General features: G+C 67.7%; 24 protein-coding genes. 7 read left to right on the plus strand and 17 right to left on the minus strand.

Annotated features, from left to right (window positions below):
• Positions 1 to 6 precede the first annotated feature (6 nt).
• Positions 7 to 1,236 (minus strand): hypothetical protein, encoded by a 1,230-nt coding sequence (locus LRG10_RS05790; protein WP_238634937.1) that lies wholly within the window; start codon positions 1,234 to 1,236, stop codon positions 7 to 9.
• Between the two features lie 80 nt (positions 1,237 to 1,316).
• On the opposite strand from LRG10_RS05790, the gene LRG10_RS05795 reads away from it, so the two are divergent.
• The 4 genes from LRG10_RS05795 to LRG10_RS05810 all read left to right on the plus strand — a co-directional run bounded on the left by LRG10_RS05795 (position 1,317) and on the right by LRG10_RS05810 (position 5,146).
• On the plus strand, positions 1,317 to 1,589 hold the full coding sequence (locus LRG10_RS05795) for a hypothetical protein (protein ID WP_201168385.1): 273 nt from the start codon (positions 1,317 to 1,319) through the stop codon (positions 1,587 to 1,589).
• A 143-nt stretch (positions 1,590 to 1,732) separates the two neighbouring features.
• Positions 1,733 to 2,212 carry a DUF3015 family protein gene (locus tag LRG10_RS05800; RefSeq protein ID WP_201243005.1) on the plus strand — a complete coding sequence of 160 codons (480 nt, stop codon included), beginning with the start codon at positions 1,733 to 1,735 and terminating at the stop codon, positions 2,210 to 2,212.
• A 75-nt stretch (positions 2,213 to 2,287) separates the two neighbouring features.
• Positions 2,288 to 4,228 (plus strand): DUF4105 domain-containing protein, encoded by a 1,941-nt coding sequence (locus LRG10_RS05805; RefSeq protein WP_238634938.1) that lies wholly within the window; start codon positions 2,288 to 2,290, stop codon positions 4,226 to 4,228.
• A gap of 12 nt (positions 4,229 to 4,240) precedes the next feature.
• Entirely contained in the window at positions 4,241 to 5,146 is a 906-nt protein-coding gene (locus tag LRG10_RS05810; protein WP_201168388.1) for an alpha/beta hydrolase, read from the plus strand.
• Between the two features lie 34 nt (positions 5,147 to 5,180).
• Here the strand turns inward: LRG10_RS05810 and LRG10_RS05815 are convergent, their stop codons facing one another.
• The 5 genes from LRG10_RS05815 to ffh all read right to left on the minus strand — a co-directional run bounded on the left by LRG10_RS05815 (position 5,181) and on the right by ffh (position 11,086).
• Positions 5,181 to 5,906: a sulfite exporter TauE/SafE family protein gene (locus LRG10_RS05815; RefSeq protein ID WP_201168389.1), complete on the minus strand. Its 726-nt coding sequence runs from the start codon at positions 5,904 to 5,906 to the stop codon at positions 5,181 to 5,183.
• 66 nt (positions 5,907 to 5,972) lie between these two features.
• Complete coding sequence (locus LRG10_RS05820; RefSeq protein WP_201168392.1) at positions 5,973 to 6,350, minus strand: H-NS family nucleoid-associated regulatory protein; 378 nt, start codon at positions 6,348 to 6,350, stop codon at positions 5,973 to 5,975.
• A 151-nt stretch (positions 6,351 to 6,501) separates the two neighbouring features.
• Positions 6,502 to 7,962 carry a DASS family sodium-coupled anion symporter gene (locus LRG10_RS05825; RefSeq protein WP_201243009.1) on the minus strand — a complete coding sequence of 487 codons (1,461 nt, stop codon included), beginning with the start codon at positions 7,960 to 7,962 and terminating at the stop codon, positions 6,502 to 6,504.
• Positions 7,959 to 9,584 (minus strand): methyl-accepting chemotaxis protein, encoded by a 1,626-nt coding sequence (locus tag LRG10_RS05830; protein ID WP_238634939.1) that lies wholly within the window; start codon positions 9,582 to 9,584, stop codon positions 7,959 to 7,961. Before LRG10_RS05830 ends, LRG10_RS05825 begins: the two co-directional genes overlap by 4 nt.
• A 98-nt stretch (positions 9,585 to 9,682) precedes the next feature.
• Positions 9,683 to 11,086, minus strand: coding sequence for a signal recognition particle protein (ffh, locus tag LRG10_RS05835; protein ID WP_201168399.1), 1,404 nt, complete (start codon positions 11,084 to 11,086; stop codon positions 9,683 to 9,685).
• A 142-nt stretch (positions 11,087 to 11,228) separates the two neighbouring features.
• On the opposite strand from ffh, the gene LRG10_RS05840 reads away from it, so the two are divergent.
• A complete protein-coding gene (locus tag LRG10_RS05840) occupies positions 11,229 to 12,032 on the plus strand; it encodes an inner membrane protein YpjD (protein WP_201243011.1) in 804 nt (267 codons plus the stop codon).
• Here LRG10_RS05840 and LRG10_RS05845 read toward each other — a convergent pair.
• The 3 genes from LRG10_RS05845 to dctP (LRG10_RS05855) form a co-directional block, all read right to left on the minus strand.
• Entirely contained in the window at positions 12,016 to 12,606 is a 591-nt protein-coding gene (locus LRG10_RS05845) for a thioredoxin family protein (RefSeq protein ID WP_201168411.1), read from the minus strand. The genes LRG10_RS05840 and LRG10_RS05845 overlap by 17 nt on opposite strands.
• Before the next feature lie 62 nt (positions 12,607 to 12,668).
• Positions 12,669 to 13,694 (minus strand): TRAP transporter substrate-binding protein DctP, encoded by a 1,026-nt coding sequence (dctP, locus tag LRG10_RS05850; RefSeq protein ID WP_201168413.1) that lies wholly within the window; start codon positions 13,692 to 13,694, stop codon positions 12,669 to 12,671.
• A 19-nt stretch (positions 13,695 to 13,713) separates the two neighbouring features.
• Positions 13,714 to 14,736: a TRAP transporter substrate-binding protein DctP gene (gene dctP, locus LRG10_RS05855; RefSeq protein ID WP_238634940.1), complete on the minus strand. Its 1,023-nt coding sequence runs from the start codon at positions 14,734 to 14,736 to the stop codon at positions 13,714 to 13,716.
• 117 nt (positions 14,737 to 14,853) lie between these two features.
• Between dctP (LRG10_RS05855) and LRG10_RS05860 the strand changes: the two genes are divergently transcribed.
• On the plus strand, positions 14,854 to 15,420 hold the full coding sequence (locus LRG10_RS05860) for a TRAP transporter small permease (RefSeq protein WP_201168417.1): 567 nt from the start codon (positions 14,854 to 14,856) through the stop codon (positions 15,418 to 15,420).
• The gene (locus tag LRG10_RS05865; protein ID WP_238633600.1) at positions 15,417 to 16,700 is read left to right on the plus strand and encodes a TRAP transporter large permease; all 1,284 of its coding nucleotides are present in this window, start codon (positions 15,417 to 15,419) and stop codon (positions 16,698 to 16,700) included. The genes LRG10_RS05860 and LRG10_RS05865 overlap by 4 nt, the downstream gene beginning before the upstream one ends.
• Before the next feature lie 15 nt (positions 16,701 to 16,715).
• Here LRG10_RS05865 and LRG10_RS05870 read toward each other — a convergent pair whose 3' ends face one another.
• The 8 genes from LRG10_RS05870 to LRG10_RS05905 all read right to left on the minus strand — a co-directional run bounded on the left by LRG10_RS05870 (position 16,716) and on the right by LRG10_RS05905 (position 22,029).
• Positions 16,716 to 17,465, minus strand: coding sequence for an energy transducer TonB (locus LRG10_RS05870; RefSeq protein WP_238634941.1), 750 nt, complete (start codon positions 17,463 to 17,465; stop codon positions 16,716 to 16,718).
• A 1-nt stretch (position 17,466) separates the two neighbouring features.
• Complete coding sequence (locus tag LRG10_RS05875; RefSeq protein WP_201243016.1) at positions 17,467 to 17,871, minus strand: biopolymer transporter ExbD; 405 nt, start codon at positions 17,869 to 17,871, stop codon at positions 17,467 to 17,469.
• Entirely contained in the window at positions 17,868 to 18,272 is a 405-nt protein-coding gene (locus tag LRG10_RS05880; RefSeq protein ID WP_238634942.1) for a biopolymer transporter ExbD, read from the minus strand. Before LRG10_RS05880 ends, LRG10_RS05875 begins: the two co-directional genes overlap by 4 nt.
• Complete coding sequence (locus tag LRG10_RS05885) at positions 18,262 to 18,945, minus strand: MotA/TolQ/ExbB proton channel family protein (RefSeq protein ID WP_238634943.1); 684 nt, start codon at positions 18,943 to 18,945, stop codon at positions 18,262 to 18,264. The genes LRG10_RS05880 and LRG10_RS05885 overlap by 11 nt, the downstream gene beginning before the upstream one ends.
• Before the next feature lie 106 nt (positions 18,946 to 19,051).
• Complete coding sequence (locus LRG10_RS05890) at positions 19,052 to 19,549, minus strand: hypothetical protein (RefSeq protein ID WP_201168427.1); 498 nt, start codon at positions 19,547 to 19,549, stop codon at positions 19,052 to 19,054.
• Positions 19,546 to 20,133, minus strand: coding sequence for a YajG family lipoprotein (locus tag LRG10_RS05895; RefSeq protein WP_238634944.1), 588 nt, complete (start codon positions 20,131 to 20,133; stop codon positions 19,546 to 19,548). The genes LRG10_RS05890 and LRG10_RS05895 overlap by 4 nt, the downstream gene beginning before the upstream one ends.
• 44 nt (positions 20,134 to 20,177) lie before the next feature.
• Positions 20,178 to 21,146: a patatin-like phospholipase family protein gene (locus tag LRG10_RS05900; protein WP_201168429.1), complete on the minus strand. Its 969-nt coding sequence runs from the start codon at positions 21,144 to 21,146 to the stop codon at positions 20,178 to 20,180.
• Between the two features lie 175 nt (positions 21,147 to 21,321).
• Complete coding sequence (locus LRG10_RS05905) at positions 21,322 to 22,029, minus strand: NrdJb (protein ID WP_201168431.1); 708 nt, start codon at positions 22,027 to 22,029, stop codon at positions 21,322 to 21,324.
• Between the last annotated feature and the right edge of the window lie 19 nt (positions 22,030 to 22,048).

Below are 22,048 nucleotides of genomic sequence, written 5' to 3' on the forward strand. Positions count from 1 at the left end.
TTCCGCCTAAAAGCTGCGATCGACCAACAGACTCACCTCGGTGCGCCGCGCGGTGTAGGTCTCCAGCTCACGCTCTTGCCAGTCGATCCGCAGATCGTCGATAGACTCGAACCGCAGCTGCACCCCAAGCCGCCAAGCCCGCCCGGCAGGCTGATGAATAGCCGTCAGATCGAGGCGATAGCGGGTGTCGTCTCGGCGCTGACGATCGTCATCGACCACGTGGCGATCCCGGTACTCGGCATAGACCCACTCCGGACGCACGGTCAGTGACCAGGACGGCACACCCTGCCAGGTCACCCGGGCACCGAGACGCTGACGCAGCGGCGAGTAGCTGATGAAGGCGTTCTCGTCCGACCAGTCGTCGCGGTCGTGATGCTCGATCTGGTAATACGCCATCCAGCGCAGTGCACCGGCCCGATCCTGGAAGCCCAGCCTCAACCGATGCTCCACCCCATCGAGATAGTCCCGGCCATTACCACCTCGGTGGGCGCGCAGGCGGTAGCGCGCCAGGAGCCAGCCCCGACCCGGGCTGTGCCAGCGCCCCTGGAGCTGCCCCTCCGCGCGTCCATCGACGCCGCCGATGCCCCGGCTCAGAGCTCCGACACCGAGACCGTAGCCGAGCTGGGAGCGCCGGACGGTCCGTTCCGCCAGCACGTCCAGGGCAACGTCGGTGAAGTCGAAATCCCCCTCGCTGGCGTAGCCACGGTGATAGAGACTGCCCTGGGCCGACACCCCGTCGCCCCGGCTCCCGCGGGCCTGCCACGCGGCGTGACCAAACAGATCGAGGAACGAATCACCGTCGCCGCTGAAGGCCCTGGCGTTATCCAGTGTCAGGTTGGAGTCGTACCCGATCCCGGCCTGCAGATAGCCGGTCAGGGCCGGCCGGCCCTGCTGGAGCTCGTCCAGACGCGTGGCGATCAGCCGCTGGAGGCGCTCGGCGCGCGCCTGCCGCTGCGCCAAGCGCCACCAGTGCTCCGCGGCGGCCCAATCCCCGCGCTGGCCCGCGGCGCGCCCGAGATTGAACGCGGCCAGTGCGCCGAGTTCCGGATCGCCGATGACCGTCGCGAACGCGCGCTCGGCGGCGCGGTAATCACCGGCCTCGTAGAGGGCCACCCCCTGATTGAAGGCCTCGGTCGGGCGCTCCTCCGCCCCAGCCGGCACGCCGAGCGCCGCCGCCACGACCAACAGCAGGATCGCGAACACTCGGTCGAAGAACACGCCGCGCCGAAGGCTCAAGTTATCCGCCGCGAAGCCGATAACTCGGTTAGGCCGCAGTGAATCGCGTTTCACGTCCGCTCTCCAGTCAGGACCGATCGATGAGCATTGTCAGTGGTGTCGGCACGGTAGCCGGTCTGTTCGGTGCCTACCAGGGGTACCAGGCACAGCAGCGTGCTCAGGAGACGCGTGAGGATCAGACCAACCTCCTGCGCGAGCAGCTGGAGGTTGCCCACGAGAAAAAGCATGAATATGCCGATGCCCTGCGCGCCGTCGAGAAGGCGCTCGAGCAGGTCAGCGACAACGGCGTCATCGAGCCGGAGCAGCTCGATGCCCTCGAGCGCAAGGGCATCAACATCGACGAGCAGGCCTGAGCGTGATTACCCGCCACAGCTCCCGCCCTGGCACCCCGGTTTTCCGATCGTTTACAGTCGGGTTGCAGTCTTTACTGCACCGTTCTCCGGTGACCCGCCCGGTCGCCGGGTGAGAGTTGGATCGACAGAGGAAGCGATCAACCATGATGAAAAAGTACGTCGCAACTGCCATGTTCGCTGGTGCGCTCGGCATGGCGGGCACTGCTCAGGCTGACAACACCGGCTGCGGGCTCGGTACCGTCCTGTTCGACGGCCAGTCCGGCATGGGACAGGACATCCTGGCGGTGACCACCAACGGCATCTCCTGGAACCAGCACTTCGGCATCACCTCCGGCACCCTGGGCTGCGAGGAAGGCGCCGTCATCACCGCCGAGGCCTCCCAGTTCATGTCCGAGAACATGGACCAAGTGGCCCAGGACGCCTCCAATGGCGGTGGCGAGGCGCTCTCCACGCTCGCCTCCCTGCTGGAGATCGACGAGGCAGATCACGATGCCTTCTTCTCCCACACCCAGAAGAACTTCGGGGAGATCTTCCCGTCCGCCGACGTTACCGCCGGCGAGGCCCTGGAAAACCTCGAAGCCACCATGGCCGGACACGATACCCTGAGCCGTTACACGGCGTAAGGACGTCCGTCCGCTAACCGGTCCCCGGCCCCGGCCGGGGACCGGTTAGCCGGCGCGCCTTCCCGACCCCTGCCCATGACTGAACGCCCGATGCGTCTAGCTCTGGCGCTGTGCTGCGCCGTACTGCTCAGCGGTGTGCTCTGCCTGCCCCGAGCCGTCGCCGCCCCGATCCACGCCGGCGCGCTGGCTGAGATCCTGGAGCTGGCCGACGATCCCCGCTGGTTGCGACTGATCGGCTACGAGCATCGAGCCTTTCGGACCGGACGCGAGGGGATGGTGCGCACGCCCGGGTTCTATTTCCACGAGCACGGTCACGAAGATCCGCGCGCCGAGCTGCGCGCCACACTGAAGGCGCTGTACGCCCCGGTGGTACCCGGCGCCGAGGACAGCCACGCCGCCTGCCGCTTTCCGGCGCGCCGCCAGCTGCTGGTCGAAGCCCTCGGGCTGGAAGCCCGCGGTTACCCACTGCCCGATCCGGATTGCGCGGCTTACGAGGCCTGGCGCGAACGGATCGCCACTGAGCGCGTCATGCTCATCTTTGCCGACGCTTACATGGGCAATCCCGCCTCCATGTTCGGACATACTCTGCTCCGCCTCGACGGCGAAGAGGACCTGCAGCGGCCGTTGACCGCCTTCGCCGTCAACCACGCAGCACAGACCGGTGAGGATCAGGGCGTCGTCTTTGCCATGCGCGGGGTGCTGGGGAGCTATCCCGGCAGCTACACGGTCATGCCCTATTACTACAAGGTCAACGAGTACACCCAGCTCGAGCAGCGGGACCTCTGGGAGTACGAACTAGACCTGGACGAGGACGCCATAGACCGGCTCCTGAGCCATCTCTGGGAGCTGGATGGGGTGGGTATGCCGTATTATTTCTTCCTGCAGAACTGCTCCTACCGCCTGCTGTCACTGCTCGAGATCGCCGACCCCACCCTGAGCCTGCGCGATGACTTTCGCTTCTGGGCCATCCCCAGCGATACCATCCGCGCCGTGACCGAAGAACCGGGGCTGTTACGCGATGTTCACTACCGGCCATCCCGGCGACGTACCCTCGATCATATGCTCGCCGGACTGGAGGACGAGCACACCGATTGGGTCCGCGAGCTTGCCCACGGTGACCGTGAGACCAGCGATGAGGCCATCCAGGCCCTCCCGGAAGCGGACCGAGCACGGGTCCTGGAAGCCGCATCGGCCTATCTCGACCAGCTCGCTCACGTTGAGCCCATCGGTGACGAGGGACGCGAACGACGCCACCGGTTGCTCAGCGAACGAGCGCGCACCAACGGCCCCCGTGCCGAACCACCCCCCCGGCCCGACCAGCGACCCGACGAGGGCCACCGCACCGGACGGCTGGGTGTGGGAATCGGTTCCCATTCCCGGGTCGGCTACGGTGAGCTGCAGTGGCGCGCCGCTTACCACGATTTACTCGACCCGGCGGCCGGCTACCTCCGCGGCGCCCAGGTCACCTTCCTGGAGGTGATTGCGCGCATGTACGAGAATCGCTCGCCACGCCAGGGACGCAAACCGGACGGTGGGCTTGAGGTTGAACGCCTGACACTGATGGAGCTGCGCTCCATGGAGCCACGCAACCGCACCTTCCCCGGCTGGGCGTGGGGCGGCAAACTCGGCATCGAGCGAATCCGCGCCGATGACGGCCGCCGACCACTGGCCGCCGTGATCGACGCCGATTTCGGTCCGGCGTGGGCCTGGCTGGACGACCGGTTACGCCTCTACGGCGGCGGAGCCGTTACCCTGCGCGCCTCCCGCGGGCTCGGTGATTCGGCAAGACTGGGCGGCGGTCTGCGCGGCGACGCCGTCTACCAGGGAGGTGCCTGGCGCGCCCACCTGACCGGCTCCGGCCTCCGCTTCACCGACAACGAGAACGCCTGGACCCTCTCTGCGGAGATCGGCCGCGACCTGGGCGAGCAAACCGCGCTGCGGCTCGGACTGCATCGCGAGGAGGACTTTGGCATACGCAGCGATCGGGTCCAGCTGACCCTTCACCACTACCTGTAGACCGGAGCCACCATGCTGTCGCGAAGCCTGGCCCCGTGTGTCCTGCTGCTGGTAACCCTGGGCCTGGTCGCTGGCTGCCAGCGGGCATTCTTCTTCCCGAGCGAGACCCACTACTGGGACCCCGCTGAAGCCGGTCTGCAGTACGAAGACGTGACCTTCACAGCCGCTGACGGCACCGAGCTGCACGGCTGGTTTCTGCCTGCCCGGACCGACGAGGTCGAGGGCACGGTCATCCACTTCCACGGGAACGCACAGAATGTCAGCACCCACGTGGCCGCGGTCTGGTGGCTGCCCCGCCACGGCTTTCAGGTCTTTACCTTCGACTACCGCGGTTACGGTCACTCGGAGGGATCGCCCAGCTTCTCGGGCGTTCACCAGGACGCCGAGGCCGCGCTGAGCACGCTCATCCAACGCGACGATGTCGACCCCGAGCGTGTGTTGGTGCTCGGCCAAAGCCTTGGGGCGAGCATCGCGATCACCGCCGTGGCGCGGTGGGACGGCGAACCGCCGGCCGGCGTGGTCGCCGAGAGCCCATTCGACAGCTACCGCGGCATCACCCGCGAGAAACTGGGCAACTTCTGGCTGACCTGGCCCCTCCAGCACCCCCTATCCTGGCTGGTCAGTGATGCCTACGCGCCGGTCGATCACATCGCCGAACTGTCTCCCACACCGCTGCTGCTCGTCGTCGCCGGGGACGACCGGACCATCCCGCCGATCCACGGCGAAAGGCTCTACCAGGCAGCCGGATCCCCGCGCCACCTTTGGACCATTGAAGGAGCCACCCACAACGCCCCTCTGGCCGACGACAGGGTCCGCCACCGCCTGTTACAGACCTTCCGGGGCTGGCTGCAGGGGAAGGCAGAGGCTGCCTCCGAAGAACCACAGGGCCCCTGGCGCCGCGATCCGCCACGCCCTTAAAAGCGCGCGCAGGCCGTCGCGAATCCGCCCTGCGCTAACCGGTCGCCAGCGCCTGCACCACCGCCGCCAGGCCGGCCACGGCCGACACGCCGAGCACGGCGCCACGCAGCCAGCGCCGGTCCAGGGCACGAGCCGTGTACCCGGACAGCCAGAAACCAATGGCGATACCGGGTAACAAGCTCAGGCCGAGGAGCAACTCCGTGGCCCCGAAGCGACCGATCCACGCCAGCGCCCCCAGCGAGCCGAACGCTCCGACTACGAACACCGCCGAGAGCGAAGCGCGCAACCGCGCTCCGCTCACCCCCTGATAGGCCAGGGCCAGCGGCGGCCCGCCGATCGAGGTGGCGGTAGCCATAAAACCGGAGAGGGTGCCGCCGGCGAGCAGGCGTCTCCCGGTGGGCCGGGGCGCCCCCGCCACCAGACTCAGCCCTACGGCGAGCAGAACCAGGGTGCCGAAGATTAAAGACAGGTGGGATTCGTCGACCCGCGCGAGCACCACGCCGGCAAGCCCGGCACCGGAAAGCTGCCCGGGAATGGCCCAGCGGATGCCGGCGACGTCCAGATCGCGACGTTCCCGAATCAAGATCATCAGCGGTGTCACCATGCCGACGACCAGCATCGGCCCGGGCACCAGAACAGGGTCAATCCAGTAGAGAACGGGCGCGCCCAAAAGGGCCACGCCGAAACCGATGGAACCCTGAACGACCGTGCCCACGATCAGCACAAGGGTTGCGAGAACCCACTCACCGAGCTCGATCACGGGCAGCCCTGTCGTCCAGGGTATTCATCCGTGTAATGGTTCTGAAAACCCGCGAAACCGGAGCCTTCAGGCGTCTGGAATACGCAGCTCTTCGATATCCCGGCCCAGCTCTTCTTCCCAGTGGACGACCCACTTCGGCTTGCGGCCGCGGCCGGTCCAGGTGCGATCCGGATCCTCGGGGTGACGGAACTTCGGCGGGACCTTGCCGCCCTTGGAGGCCTTGCTGCCGCCGGTGCCCTTGCTGACGCCCGAGACAATCTCGTCGAGATCCAGCCCGTATTTCTGGGCGACCTGTTTCATTTCCTGCTGGGCCTGCTTGCGGGCCTCTTTCTCGCGGCGCTTCTGCTCTTTCTCGATCATCCGCGAGGCTTTCTCCAGATCCACGAGATCGAGCTCTTCCGCTGCCTGGCGGATCGTTTCGAGGGCTTCATCGCTCGTCGTCATTTTCCGCTTCCTCCACTTGGAATACCGCTGTACAGCGAGAAATTATCGAAAAAGAGAGGAATTGTAAACGGAGAAGGTTCCGCCGGAGGGACAAAAGGATTCCCCCACCGGGTTTTGCCCTGGGAATCCCCCCTCCAGAATACCCGGTCTGCTAGAAACCGAGGACGCGCGGGGCGAGTAGGAAAGCGGCGAGCGTGGCGACCCCGGCACCGGCGAAGGTCAGCAGTGCACCGGCGCGAACCATGTCGGGCACGGTAATGCGGTCGCTGCCGAAGACAATGGCGTTGGGCGGCGTCGCCACCGGCAGCATAAAGGCCGCCGAGGCGGCCAGTGCGACCGGTACGCCGAGCAGCAGCGGATGGATCCCGATGGTCAGCGCCAGCGAGGTCACCAGCGGCAGCAGGGTCGCTGCCGTGGCCGTGTTGCTGGTCACGTGGCTCATCAGCGCCGCCAGCACGGCCACCGAGAGCACAAGCAGCGGCGCCGGCCAGTCGCCCATGCCGCTGAGCAGGGTGGCAATCGCCCCGGCCAGGCCGCTCTCATCGATGGCCACGCCCAGCGCCAGGCCGCCGCCAACCAGCACCAGAACCCCCCACGGCAGCCCCCGGGTGTCCTCCCAGTCGAGCAGGAACTTCAGGCGGCGAACATCGGCGGGGACCAGGAACAGGGCCAGGGCGCCGACGAGGGCGATGCCGGCGTCGCTGATCGCCACTGCCCCGGGCAGAATGCTTTCCAGCCATGGACGCATCACCCAGGCCAGGGCGGTGAGCACGAAGACCACGGCCACCCGTCGCTCGGTCCGCTGCATGGGGCCGATCTGCCGACGCTCCTGCTCGATCAGTTCGCCGACGCCGGCGATCGCCTGCCCCGGCAGCGGGAAGGCCCAGCGGGTCAGGACCCACCACGCCAGGACCAGCATGGTGGCGGAGACCGGCACCCCGACCGCCATCCACTGCGCGAAGCCGATCTGCATCTCGAAACGGTCGCCGATGTAGCCGGCCAGAAAGGCATTCGGCGGGGTGCCGATCAGGGTGCCGAGGCCGCCAATATTCGCCCCGAAGGCGATCCCCAGCAGCAGCGCCAGGGTGAAGTGGCGGTCCGTCTTGCCGCTGCTGCTCTCCACTAGGCCGATGACCGACAGGCCGATGGGCAGCATCATCGCGGCGGTGGCGGTGTTGCTAACCCACATGGAGAGCAGCGCCGTGGCCCCCATGAACCCGGCCACCAGGAGGTCGTCCCGCCCCCCTGTGGCCGACAGGATGAGCAGCGCGATGCGGCGGTGCAGCCCCCAGCGCTGGATCGCCATGGCGATCAGAAAGCCGCCGAGGAAGAGGAAGATCATCGGGTTGGCGTAGGCGGCCATGGTCTGCTCGGGGCTGGACACCCCGAGCAGCGGCAGCGCCGCGGCCGGCAGCAGGGCGGTCGCGGCAATGGGCAGGGCCTCGCTCACCCACCAGGTGGCCATGAGCACGGTGAGCGCCGCCACGAACCAGGCGTCCTGCCCCAGGCCGGCAGGCGGCCCGGCCAGCAGCATGCCACCGGCGGCCAGCGGGCCGCCGATCAGACCGATCCAGCGTCTGCGCGTTGCGCCCGGGTTCGTGCTCTTGCTCAAACCTTGAATTGCTCGACGAGTTTGCGCAGGTCGCGGGCGAGCACCTCGAGCTCGTCACCGGCCTGCTTGGTCTCCTGGCTCTCCTGGGCGGTGGTCTCCGCCGCGTCGTTGATGGAGGTGACGTTGCGGTTGATCTCCTCGACCACCTGGCTCTGCTCCTCGGCGGCGCTGGCGATCTGAATATTCACCTCGCTGATGGTGGAGACCGACTCCTGGATGTCGCCAAGCACGGTATCCGCCTCGGAGGCCTGACTGACCGTCTCCTGGGTCTGGGAGTGGCCCTGCTCCATCGCCGCCTGGGCGCTCTTGGTCTCCTCCTGCAGGGCGCTGATCATGTCCTGGATCTGCTGCGTGGACTCGTGGGTGCGCGTGGCCAGCTTGCGCACCTCATCAGCGACCACGGCGAAGCCCCGGCCCTGCTCGCCGGCGCGCGCCGCCTCGATGGCGGCGTTGAGGGCGAGCAGGTTGGTCTGCTCGGCGATCTCGCGGATCAGATCGATCACCGTGCCGATCTGCTCGCTGTCGTCGGCCAGCTTCTGGATCGCCCCGGCGGCGCGGGAGACGTCATCGGCGAGCTGGTTGATACCGCTGACCGTCTGCTGGACCACCTGCTTGCCCCGCTGGGCGGCCTCCTCGCCGCTCTGCGTGGCCTCGGCAGCGTGCTGGGCGTTGCGGGCGACCTCCTGGGCGGTGGAGGTCATCTCGTTCATCGCCGTGGCCACCTGCTCGATCTCCGAGCGCTGACGATCGATCCGATCGTTGCTCCGGTCCGTGACCTCGGAGACCTGCTGCGCCGAGCGATCGAGCCGCTCGGCCATGTCCACCACCCGGGCGATCAGGTCGTGGAAGACGGCCATGGAACGGTTGAAGGCGTTGGCCGCCTGGCCGATCTCGTCGCCGCTGTGGACATCGAGCCGGCGGGTCAGGTCGCCTCCGCCGCTGGCGATGGCGTTCAGGTTCTCGGTCATATCGTTGATCGGCCGCGTGACCGAGCGCTGGATGAACAGGTAGACCACCAGCAGGAACGGCAGGCTGAGCAGCACGGCGATCCCGAAGATGGTCGTGCCGAAACCGATCACTGCCTGGTTCACATCCTCCAGGGAGATCTCCATGGTCACGGCGCCGAGGACCTCGCCCTCGTTGTCCGGGCCGTGGCACTGGACGCAGGACTTCCCCAGAAAGTCTGTCTCGTTGAAGTTGGGGATGACCGCGCGCAGGGCCTGCCCGCCGTCGATCTGGGCGATGTAGGGCTCGCCGGTCTCCAGCACCCGCTCCTCGATCTCGTCCCGCGGCTGCTCGCCCTCCTCGCCGGGGCCGTACCACGCCTCGGTGAGTTCTGCGCGCAGCACCCGCAGTCCGGAGACATTGGGCAGCTCCTCGATCTGGTCCAGGAACTCGTGGCGCTGGTCCATGGTGTTGGTCCACATCATGGCAGTGAGACCGGCCATGGTCATCTGGTTCATCGTGTCCGTGAACTCGATGGCCTGGTCCACCGCCACATTGCGCTGTTCCCACGCCGCGTACACGATCATGCTCGTCCAGGCCAGGACCAGCATCAGCCAGATACCGACGAGCAGGCGGATCCAGATGCGGACGTCGTGGATGCGGCGCAGCAGCTTCATGGTGATCTCCTGTTGCAACCGGCCGGATGGCGCGGCCCTGCCCGGGTTATCGGCGCGAATCTAACAGACCTTATGGGGGTTCACGCCGCGCGTGCGCCCTAGCGCCCCATCCCCGGCGGCAGTCCACCGGGACCGGCCGGGCCGCCCGGCCCGCCGGAGCCACCACCCATGAGCTGCTGGAACATCCGCTGCGCACCACCCTTTTTCTTCACCTGCTTCATCATCTTCTGCATCTGCTTGAACTGCTTGAGCAGGCGATTGAGGTCCTGGACCTGGACTCCAGAGCCGGTGGCGATCCGCTTCTTGCGCGAGCCGTTGATGATATCCGGCTTGGCGCGCTCGGCCGGGGTCATGGAGTTGATCATGGCCAGCTGACGGCGGACGATGCGGTCATCGAGCTGGTCCTTGACCTTGTCGAACTGCTTGCCCATGCCCGGCATCTTGTCCATCACCCCGCCGAGGCCGCCGAGCTTATCGATCTGCTGCATCTGCTCCTTGAAGTCGTTGAGATCGAACCCCTTGCCGCCCTTCTTGAGCTTCTTCTCAAGCTTCTTGGCCTTCTCCTGGTCAACGCTGCGCTCGACCTCCTCGACCAGGCTGACCACGTCGCCCTTGCCGAGGATCCGCGAGGCGACCCGCTCGGGATGGAAAGGCTCAAGGGCGTCGGTCTTCTCGCCGATGCCGAGGAACTTGATCGGCGCGCCCGTGACGTGGCGGACCGACAGCGCGGCACCACCGCGGGCGTCACCGTCGGTCTTGGTCAGCACCACGCCGGTCAGGGGCAGGGCCTCGCCGAAGGCCTGGGCCGTCTTGGCCGCATCCTGACCGGTCATGGCGTCGACCACGAAGAGGGTCTCGGCCGGGGTCACCGCCTTATGCAGGCGCTTGACCTCGTCCATCATCGCCTCGTCGACGGTCAGCCGGCCGGCGGTATCGACGAGGAGCACGTCGTAGTAGTGGCGCTTGGCGTGGTCGATCGCGTCCCTGGCGATCCGCTCGGGCTTGTCGCCAGAGCTTGACGGGAAGAAGTCCACTTCGACCTGGCCGGCGAGGGTCTCGAGCTGGTCGATGGCCGCCGGCCGGTAGACGTCGCAGCTGACCACCAGGACCTTCTTCTTCTCACGCTCGCGCAGGTAACGGGCCAGCTTGCCGATGGAGGTGGTCTTGCCCGAACCCTGCAGGCCGGCGACCAGTACCACCGCCGGCGGCTGAACATTGAGGTTGAGCGGCACCGCCTCCTCGCCCATGACGCGGACCAGCTCGTCCTGGACGATCTTGATGAAGGCCTGCCCCGGGGTCAGGCTCTTGGCCACCTCGGCACCCTCGGCGCGCTTCTTGACCTCTTCGGTAAAGCTGCGCACCACTGGCAGGGCCACGTCGGCCTCGAGCAGCGCCTTGCGCACCTCGCGGACGGTCTCCTGGATGTTTTCATCGGTGATCCGGCCCCGCCCGCTCATGCGCTGCGTGACGGAGTCGAAGCGTCCGGTGAGATTCTCAAACATGGTCCGGCCTATTCGTTCGGCAACCTGAAAACGGGCCGTATTATACGGGTCCGCCGCGCCCGCGTGCGAATCCAATGTACCGTCGCGGCTTGTCGCAGGGTGGTTCCCGGGTGGCACGGTTTATGCCATCATCCCGTGCATTATGGTTATCACTGCCCTGACCCTCGTCACCGTCCTGCTCTATCTGGCCGCCACGGTCGCCCTCGGCGCACGGCTGCTGCTGCACGAGGAACGCAGCCCGGCGCGCTCGACCGCGCTGGCGTTGGCCGCCGCGGCGGTCGGCACGCACGTGGTCGTGGTCGGTGACACCACCTGGGTGGACGACGGGCTGAACCTGAGCATCTTCAGCGCCCTGTCGCTGGTCTCCTGGATCACCAGCACCGGGCTGGTCATCGTCAGCCTGCGCCAGCGGGTCGAGCATCTGGGCATCCTGCTCTGGCCGCTTTCGGCCATGGCGGTCATGCTGACCCTGTTCGCGGCCCCGGAGGCCACCCTGGATCGCGAGCTGGCGGTACAGATCCACATCGTGATCTCCATGACCGCTTACGCCACCCTACTGGCGGCGGTGCTGCAGGCGCTGATCCTCGGCGCCCTCGACTATCGGCTGCGCCACCGGCGGGCCACCGGATTCGTGCGGCAGCTGCCGGCGCTGCGCACCATGGAGAAGCAGCTGTTCTGGCTGATCACCGTGGGCTTTGTCGCGCTGACCGTGGCCCTCGGTTCCGGTTTCCTGTTCTTCCTGGATCGCCTCCTTGAGGGGATGATGATCCACAAGACCTCGCTGTCCATGGCCTCGTGGTTGGCCTTCGCCACACTACTGATCGGCCATGCCGTGTGGGGGTGGCGAGGACAGACGGCGATCCGCTGGACCCTCGTCGGTTTCCTCGCCCTGATGTTCGGCTACTTCGGCAGCAAGTTCGTACTGGAGCTCATCCTCCAGCAGTGAAGTAGTCGGGCTCATTGCCCTCGCGCCACTTGATGTTGCAGCCGATGCTCGGGTATTGCGGGTCGGGCGGCGCCTCGCCCTGCAACAGCGCATCCACCGCCCCGCGCAGGTCGGCCCCGGTGATCGGACGGTCGTTGCGCGGCGTGCTGTCGTCAAACCGCCCCCGGTAGAAGAGCTTCAGTTCAGCATCGAAGAGGTAGAAATCCGGCGTGCAGGCAGCCCGGTAGGCCTTGGCCACGGACTGATCCGGATCGAACAGATAAGGGAACGTGTACCCGGCAGCCGCCTTCTCCTCGGCCATGCGCTCAGGGCCGTCGTCGGGATGGGTCTCGGGGCTGTTGGCGCTGATCGCCGCCACCGCGATCCCGCGCTCCTGGCACTCCCGGCCGAAATGGGCCAGGTGGTCGCGCAGGTGCTTGACGAACGGGCAGTGGTTGCAGATGAAGGCGATCAGCACCCCTTCGCCGCCGGCCAGATCCCCGTGCAGGGAGACGCTGCGGCCGTCGGTATCGGCAAGGGTGAAGTCCGGAGCCGGGGTGCCGATGGGCAGCATGGTGGATTCGGTGCGTACCATCCTGGTTCTCCTCCTGGCGTACTGCTTGAGGGGGTGGGTCTTCGGTGCGCCGCGACGGGGGCTCAGTCTCCGCCGTGCTCCGCCTCGGCGCGCTCGAGGGCATCGAGCAACCGGGCGAGGATCCGCTCGGCGTCCGGCCCGCCTCGCGCCGTATAGAGCGCCCGCAAGGGGCGGGCCGGATCGGCGAGGGCCTCGCGCTCGGCTGCGTCGAGTTCCTCCACGGCAATATCCTCCGCCTGCCGGATCTGTGCAAGCCGTTGTTCGTTGAGCGCCTGCTGCATCTCATGGGCCCAGTCCACCAGCTCCTCGCCGATCTCGCGCAGCATTCGGCGCTGGCCGCGCGACAGGCGCTGGTAGAAGATATCGCTGGCGACGAAGGCGGATACGTGGGGCGCAGCCCGGGGCGCCGTCCAGTGACGGGTGTGCTCGTAGAGCCCGAGGGCGTCGAGGATATAGATCGGCTGCGCGGTGGCGTCTACCCGGCCATCGGCCAGGGCCGCATGGAGTTCGCCGTATTCGACGTGCTCGGCCTGCGCCCCGTAGGCACGGTAGCTCTCGCGCAGCAGCGGGCTGTCGGCCACCCCCAGGCGCACGTCGCGGAAATCAGCCGGGGCACGCAGCGGCCGGTCCGCGGCCCACACCCGCCAGCCGGTGGGCACCAGCGCCAGCGGGCGCAGCCGCGCGTCTCGGTAAGCGCCCTGCAGCGCGTCGCTATGCAGCAGTTCAGGATCGTTGAGCGCCCGGGCATTGACGTAGGCGTCGTCGCTGTAAATGAAGTGCAGGCCGAAGACCTGACTCTCGGGGACCGCCCCGGCCAGATCGCCGGAACCGAAGGCGAAGTGCACCGCGTTGCGGCGCACCTGCTGATGGACCGTTTCGGTATCGCCGATGGCGCCGTACGGGTAGATCCGCACTTCCACGGCGCCGTCGGTGCGCTCCTCAACCTCCTCGGCGAAGCGGGCGGCGTACTCGTACTGCACGCCGCCCGCCTTCTCCTCCAGGGCGATTCGCCACTGCTCCGGGGGCTCGTCGCCACAGCCCGCCGCCAGGGCGGCGGCGACAACGATGGCGCTCAGGCGGTGGCGCATGCCCCGGCTCCTGCCGCCGTCAGGAGTCGCCGTAGGCGTCCTCGGCCTGCTCGACCGCCTCGAGCAGCCGCTCCAGTGCCTGCTCGCCGCGGGCGCCGACCTCGTCGATATACGTCTCTCGGGTGGGTAGGGCGCGCTCGCGGAAGGCGGCACGCTCATCCTCGTCCAGGGCAATGACCTGGATGTCCGAGCCGGCCTTCATGTCGGCCAGGCGCTCGTCATTGACCGCCTGCTGCATGTCGTGGGCCCAGTCCACCATGTCGGCGGTGATCTCGCGGATCATCTCCTGTCGCTCGGCCGGTAACCCGTCAAAGAACCGGGAACTGGCCATGAAGCCGGCGATAAACTGCGCCTGACGCGCCTCGATGAAGTAGTCCTGGACCTCGTAGAAGCCCATCTCCTGGTGTGCGAAGTACGGCTGGATGTTGCCGTCGATCACGCCCTGCTCCAGCCCGCCGTAAACCTCGCCGTAGGCCATGGGCGTTGGGTCGGCGCCGTACTGGCGGTAGGTCTCGCGCAGCAGGCGATTGTCCATGGTGCGGATCTGCACCCCGTCGAAATCCTCGGGGGTGCGGATCGGCTCATTGGCGCTCCACACCTGCCAGCCCTCGGGCAGGACCGAGACCAACTCCATGCCCCGCTCGCCGAACGCCTGCTGGACCGGATCGCTGCGTAGGAAGTGGGGATCGTTCAGCGCGCGGGTATTCACGTACTCGTCATCGCTGAGGATGAAGTTGACGCTAAACAACTGACTCTCCGGTACGGTCCCGCCCAACGCCCCGGAGCCGAAAGCAAACTGCACAACGTTGGCCTGCAGCTGCTCGTAGATATCCTCCATCTCGCCGATGGTGCCGTAGGGGAACAGATCGACCTGTACCTCACCGTCAGTGCGCGCCTCCACCTCCTCGGCGAAGCGCTCGGCGTACTGGTACTGGATGCTGCCCTCCACCTCCTCTAGGGCGATCCGCCACTGATCGGCGTGGGCGGCTCCGGCGAAGGCGACGCTGCCAAGCAGCACGGTGGCGATGGCGTAACGGTGCATGGGGATGATCTCCCGTCAGCATGGTGATCGCCCCGAACCCTAGCACAAGCCGCTGCACTGTACGCATCCCCCCGAGGTTCGATATGTTCACCTCAACGATTCGGTTGGGATCCCCGCATGGGCACACGGAAGCGGACCTGGCTCGAGCGGCTCGACGGCGGTATCGCCCGTGTCGAGGCGTTCCTGCTCGCCGGCGGCGTCCTGCTGCTGGCGGGCCTCTCCATAGCTAATACCCTCTCGCGCAACCTCACCGGCAACACCGTGCCGGGCACCTTCGAACTCACCGAGATCCTCATGATCTGGATCACCTTCGGCGGGCTCGCCTACGGCGTGCGCCGAGCGCGGCACATCTGCATGAATGCCGTCTACGACCAGCTGCGCGGCCTGGCGCGCAAGGGGCTGCTGGTCTTCACCCATGTGGGCACCGCCGGGCTGCTGTTCTACATGGCGTGGCACGCCGGCCACTACGTCTGGGAGGTCCACCAGGGCGGGCGCACCAGCACGGCGCTGGGCATCCCCATGGGGCTGGCCTATTCGATCGTACCCGTGGGCCTGTTCGCCGGCGGCGTGCAGTACGCCCTCAGCGCCTGGAAAAACCTCACCCGCCGGGCGATCTACCGCTCCTACAGCGAGCGCGAGGCCTACGAGTCCGGCGAGGATCCGGCCGGGGATGCGCGACTATGACAGCGCTGGTGATCACGGCGATGCTGCTCCTGCTGCTGCTCGGCTTCCCGCTGATGGTGCCACTGCTCGCCGGCGCACTGCTGATCATCCTCATCGAGCTGCCGTTTATCGGCGCCGACGCCCTGATCCGGCAGATGATTACCGGGATCCAGCCCGTGGTGCTCTCGGCGGTGCCGCTGTTTATCCTCGCCGCCGACATCATGACCCGGGGGCGCACCGCCAACACCCTGCTCGACCTAGTGGCCACGACCATCGGCCACATCCGCGGCGGCCTGCCCATCACCACGGCAGTCAGCTGCGCGCTCTTTGGCGCCGTCTCGGGCTCGACCCAGGCCACCGTAGTGGCCATGGGCACGCCGCTGCGCCCGCGCCTGCAGCAGGCGGGGTACAAGGACAGCTTCAACCTGGCGCTGATCGTCAACGCCAGCGATGTGGCGCTACTCATCCCGCCGAGCATCGGCATGATCATCTACGGCGTGGTGGCCCAGACCTCGCCGGCGCAACTGTTCATCGCCGGGATCGGCCCCGGGCTGCTGATCCTGTTGCTGATCAGCCTGTGGTGCTACATCTACACTCGCTGGCAGGGGATCGAGGGCGCCGAACGGGCCGGCTGGAGAGCGCGCGGCCGCGCCCTGCTGCGCGCGCTGCCGGCGCTGGGCTTCCCGGTGATCATCGTCGGCGGCATCTACAGCGGCGTCTTTACGCCCACCGAGGCGGCGGCCATCTCGGTGCTCTACGCCGCCATCCTCGAGTTCGGGGTCTACCGCAGCCTGGGCGGGCGGGATCTACTGGAAGTGGCCCGCTCCACGGGGCTGATCACGGCAGTGGTCTTCATCCTGGTCGGCGCCGGGCAGGCCTTCGCCTACAGCATTTCGTTCGCGCAGATCCCCCAAGAACTCGTGGGACCGCTGATCGATGCCGTGGCCCACGACCCGACCCTTGCGCTGCTAGCCATTGCGCTGATCTATTTCATCGGCTGCATGTTCGTCGACCCGATCGTGGTGATCCTGGTCTTCACACCGATCCTGGCACCGCTGGTCGAAGCCGCTCAGCTCGACCCGGTCCTGGTGGGTACGCTGGTGGTCCTGCAGGCAGCCATCGGTTCGGCAACCCCGCCCTTCGGGGTCGACCTGTTCACCGCCATCGCCGTCTTCCGACGGCCGTACCTGGAGGTGATCCGCGGCACGCCGCCGTTCATCGCCATCATGATCCTGGCCACGCTGCTGGTGATCTTCTTCCCCGAGATCGCCCTGTTCCTGCGCGATCTCGCCTTCGATTAAGGCGTCGCAAGGGCTTCAGCGCAGCCGGAAGTCGATGGTCACATTCAGCTCCAGGCGCTCGAAGGACTCGTCTTCGGGGATCTCGGGCATCCGCACCGACTGGATCATGCGCTCGACCTCTTCATCGAAGAGTTCGTGCTCTGACGGCTCGGCGATCTCCCACTCGAGGACGTTGCCGTCGGCATCGAGAACGAAGGTCAACCCCACCGTGCCTTCCAGGCGCCGGCGCTCGGCCGAACGGGGATAGCGCTGCTCCGACTGCAGGGCGCGGTGGACATCGGCCAGGAAAGAGTCCGAAACGTCCGATTCGGTGCCGACCTCCGCCTCCTGCGGCGGCCCCTCGTCGGGGTCATCGTCCTCTTCCTCCACCTCGTCCTCTTCCGGCTTGGGCTCCGGTTCGGGGTCCGGTTCGGGTTCGGGTTCCGGCTCCGGTTCGGGTTCGGGTTCGGGTTCCGGCTCGGGTTCGGGCTCCGGCTCGGGCTCGGGCTCCGGCTCGGGTTCCGGTTCCGGCTCCGGCTCCGGCTCGGGTTCCGGTTCCGGCTCGGGCTCCGGCTCCTCAGGCTCCGGTTCGTCCTCTTCCGGCTCTTCGACCACCTCCTCCTCCGGCTGCGGCGGGGCGGCGGAGAGCTGCACCTCCACCCCTTCCGGGGCATGGCGCTCCTCGATCTGCTCTTCGGCGTCCCGGGGCACCCAGGCCAGGATGGCGGCGTGCGCGCCAAAGGCCACAGTGCCCGCAACCACCCAGTGGATCCAGCGCGGCTCCATCTCAGTGCTCCCGCCGGGTCATCAGCTGCATCCGCTCGGCCCCGACCTCGCGCAGGTCGTCCATGACGTCGAGCAGCCGTGCCGAATCGGCATCGGCGTCGGCCTTGACCTCCACCGGGCGCTCGGGCGCCTCTGCCAGCGCAGCCTTCAGCCGCTCGCGGAGCTGCTCGCGATCATCGACGACGTCCTGATCCACGGCCATCTGCCCCTCGGCGTCAATCAACACCCGCAGGGGATCTCCCGCCAGCTCCGCCCCCCGCTCGCTCTCCGCCGGATCCACGGAAAGCGGCGAGTGCGGCTCAAGCGTTCCGGCCACCATGAAGAAGATCAACAACAGGAAGACGATGTTGATCATCGGGATGACGTTCTCTTCCGGCTCTCGGCGCGGCGGCTCGGGCAGCTTCATTCCGGTGCCTCCTCACGCAGTACGCCGACATCCTCCAGCCCGGCGGCCGCAGCACTGTCCAGGGCAAGGATCACGGCCCGCACCGGTGCCCCTGCGGCCGGAATGACCAAAAGCCGCCGTTCGGCGTCGTCCCTACCGACCTCCTCAAGGCGGCTGCGCAGGGCATCCGGGCCCACCGACTCGTCCCCCAGGCGGTATCCGTCGTTGGTGACGTAGAGCCGCAGCGGCTCCTCGTCCTGCGCTTCCTCGGCGGCCCCGTCGGTCGGCGCATCGACTCCGAAGGCCTGCCACTCGACGAAGGTCGAGGCGAGCATGAAGAAGATCAGCAGGATAAAGACGACGTCGATCAGCGGCGTCAGGCTCACCAGCCGCCGGCGGCGCGGCGCCTCCTCAATCCGCATGGCGCAGCGGCGGCGGCGCCGTGGTAAAGACCTGGGTGACCGAATCCTCGACACGGTGACGGAAGCGCTCGACGATGCGCTCGAGCCAGGTGAGCGCGGCCACCGCGGGGATCGCCAGCGCCAGCCCGGCTGCCGTGGTCAGCAGGGCCTCCCAGATGCCGCCGGAAAGCATGGAGGGATCCACCTGACTACCGGCTGCCTCCAGTTGGCGGAACGCCTCGATCATGCCGAGCACGGTGCCGAGCAGCCCCAGCAGCGGGCTGAGCACCCCGATGGCCTCCAACCCGCGCAGGTAGGCGCGCAGCTGTTCCAGCCGACCGCTGGCCAGCCGTGTCACCTCTTCGCGGATCCGTTCCTGGTCATCGGGCGACTCCAGCCGTCCGCGCATGGCCACGGCCAACGGCTCGGCACCCAGGTGCTTGCTCGCCTCCAGCCGCTGCAGGGCCTCCTGGGTCTGTCCGGCCCGCCAGGCGGCCAGTGCCTCGTTGAGCGTGCGCCGGTCGTAGAGCCGCGCCGCCGTGAACTGCCAGAGCTTGATCAGGATCAGGGCCAGGGTGAACACCGACAGGATGGCCAACAGGGTCAGCACGGGCCCGCCGTCGTCGAGGAGGGCCATCAGCCGCTCGATCAGGCCCCCGTCGGCGAAGGGGCCGGCCGTGTCGCTCTCACTCATGGGGCATTACTCGTGGGGGTTGTCGATAACCGGGATAGGTTAATGCTATTGCGAATCGTTTTCAATGTCGCGGCGGGGCGGCCGGGCCGCCTTGCCGGGACGCCCCCTACTCGCCGTCGGCGGCGTAGGCGAGCAGCTCCCAGCTCAGCTCACCGGCGTCGCTGAGTTCGTAGGCGAGCAGCGCCGAGCCGCCGCCGGTCTCGGTCTCGACGGTGGCGAAGACCCAGTGGTCCGAGAGCACGGCGCTGCGCTCCGTATCGATCACCAGTGGTCCCTTCAGGCGCGCGGCCTGATCGGCCAACCACTCGTCCCGCTCCTGCAGATCCTCAAGCAGGTACTGCTCCGGCGGGGCTTCGATGCCGGCCACCTCGAAGCGACGTACCGCCTCGGTGCTCAGGCCGAACCGGGTCAGCAGCCCCTCGCGGTCCTCGTGGGCGGCCAACTCGGCCTCCAGCTCGTCGGCCCGCTCCTGGGCATCGAAGGCCACGAAGCTCAGCCAGCCGGTGATCGCCAGCAGCATCACCACCGCGGCGCGCCAGACCAGGCGCTCGCGAATCTGCTGCGGATCCCTGGGGTTGTTCGCCGAGCTGCGCTTGTCGTTCACGTCTCACCCTCCAGCAGTCGAAGCAGGTCCTTCTGGGTGGCCACTTGGCTCACCCCCCGGGAAAGCACCCGGTTGACCAGCTCCTCATTCTTCGCCTCACCCGGCCCGAACAGCGCCCGGGTCTCGGTGCTCACCCGGGCCTCTGAGCTGTAGCGTTCGCCGTCGACCACGCCGCTGACCATCCACGCGCTCTTCAGGCTGGCCCGGCGGTTGAGGAAGCCACCCGAGCGCTCGTAATCGAAGGTGTAGATCTCCACCTCCAGGCGCCGCTCGGCCTCGCCGTCCCACTCGGTTACCGCAATGCCCTGCCGCTCGAAGGCCGTGGCCAGGCCGTCGTGGACGGCTTCGGCCAGCGCGGGCTCGCCGGCCAGCGTCACGCCGCCGGCCTCGTCCCGGTAACCAAAGATCTCGCGGGGCCGCCGGTCGATCACGCGCAGCGCCAGCCCGGCCGGCTCGGCCCGCTCGCGTTCCTCGATCTGCTCCGTCTCCGGAGCCAGCTTCACGGTCTGCGCGCCGGGGGCGCACCCGCTCAGGGCCAGGGCCGCGGCGCACCCCAGCATCAGCATGACTGCCACTGCTCTCATCGCTCTCGCCTCGCTCGCTGCCGCCGGCGGACGCCGGTGCGGCGTCATCCTACCTGATTGCCGGAGCCTTTTTGGAACAGATCCTGAATGGAGGGGAGCATCCGCTCGACCATGGCCTCGCCGATGCTGATCGCCTCCTCGGCGCGGTGGAACTCGAGCAGGCCGATGTGGGCCAGGCGGGGGGCAAGCATCAGCTCGGGCGGATCGCCGGCCATACGGCTGCGGGTGATGCGGTCCTGCATGATGTTCAGCGACCCGGCGAGAACCTCGAAGACCCCCGGTGCCTCGCTGCGCTCGGCATCCCGCGCCCCGGTCCAGTCGCCCCACAGCCCCACCAGGGTCTTGGCGCGGCTGCGCACGCCGGCGGGCAATTGCTGCAGCCAGCGTTCCGGATCCACACCCGCACCGGCGTGGTGGGCGCTCTCGCGCAGGTGCCGTCCGACCAGATCGCCGTTGAGGTTGACGGCGATGACCACATCGGCGTCGAGGGCCCGACAGACGCTGACCGGGACGGGGTTGACCAGCCCGCCGTCAACGAGCCAGTCGCCGCCTCGACGCACCGGGCTGAACACCCCCGGCAACGCACTCGAGGCGCGCACGGCGTCGGCCAGATCCCCCTCGCGCAGCCAAACCTCGGTACCGCGGCCGAGGGTCGTGGCCACAGCAGCATAGGGCATGGCCAGCCCCTCGATGGCCGCGCCCGAGAGGTGTTCCTGGTAAAAATCGTAGAGCCGGCGCCCCTCGATCAGTCCGCCGGTGGTACGCAGGGTCGGGTCGAGCATGCCCAGCACATCGCGCCGGGTCAGCTTGCGCACCCACGGCTCGAGCTCGTCGAGCTTGCCGGCGGCGTAGAAGGCCCCGACCAGCGCCCCGATGGATGTACCAACCACCACCTGCGGGCGCACGCCGGCCCTTTCCAGGGCGCGGATGATGCCGATGTGCGCCCAGCCCCGCGCCGAGCCACTGCCCAGCGCCAGGGCCACCCGCGGAGTCTCCCGGTTCTGGTTCACCATGCCTGTCTCTGCTGATGTTCCCTCTCCAGTTCACGCAGCATGGCGGGACTTGGCGGCGCATTCCAGAGCTGCAGGGGCGGAAAGCACAACCCGGGCCAATCGGCCACCGCTCGGGGGGGCGTGCTGCCGCCACGCAGCCGGCGGGCCGCCCGCAGCCACACCCCCGGCGAACTCCTCAGCCGCACTTCGACTCCCCGCAGTTGAGGCAGGTCAGACACCCTTCCATCTGCACCATCGCCTTGGTATGACACTTTTCGCACAGCTGCGCCCCCTCCGGGAAGGCACCGGACTCGCCATCACCGTTGTTCGCGGCCGGACCGCCGCCCTCAACCTCAGCCCGTTTCTGCTCGATGAAGCGCCGCTGGTGCTCGTCGAGACCCTCCGGCTCCATCATGCCGATCTCACGCAGGTGGGTCTCGATGACGTCGCCGATCTCGGCCACCAGCGAGGGCATGAACCGCCCGCCACGCTTGAAGTATCCGCCCCGCGGGTCGAAGACCGAGCGCAGCTCTTCGGCGAGGAAGGTGCAATCGCCGCCCTTGCGGAAGACCGCCGAGATGATCCGCGTCAGGGCTACGATCCACTGGAAGTGGTCCATGTTCTTCGAGTTGATGAAGATCTCGAAGGGGCGGCGGATCTCGTGCTCGGTCCCCGGATTAAGGATGACGTCGTTGATGGTGACGTACAGGGCGTGCTCCGAGAGCGGCGTCTTGATCTTGTAGGTCGAGCCGTGGAGCGCTTCAGGGCGCTCGATATGCTCGTGCATGTGCTGGATATCGGCCTCCGGCTGCCCACCGGCGGCCTCCTGACCCTGCTCCGGCGCATCCGGCTCGTTGCGGACCACCTCGTAGTCGACGATGCTCGTCTCGATTTTCTTGGCCATTGCGTTGCTCCCCCCGCTT

It is taken from the genome of Halorhodospira sp. 9628 (assembly GCF_022228075.1).
In the GTDB taxonomy this organism is placed as follows: domain Bacteria; phylum Pseudomonadota; class Gammaproteobacteria; order Nitrococcales; family Halorhodospiraceae; genus Halorhodospira; species Halorhodospira halophila_A.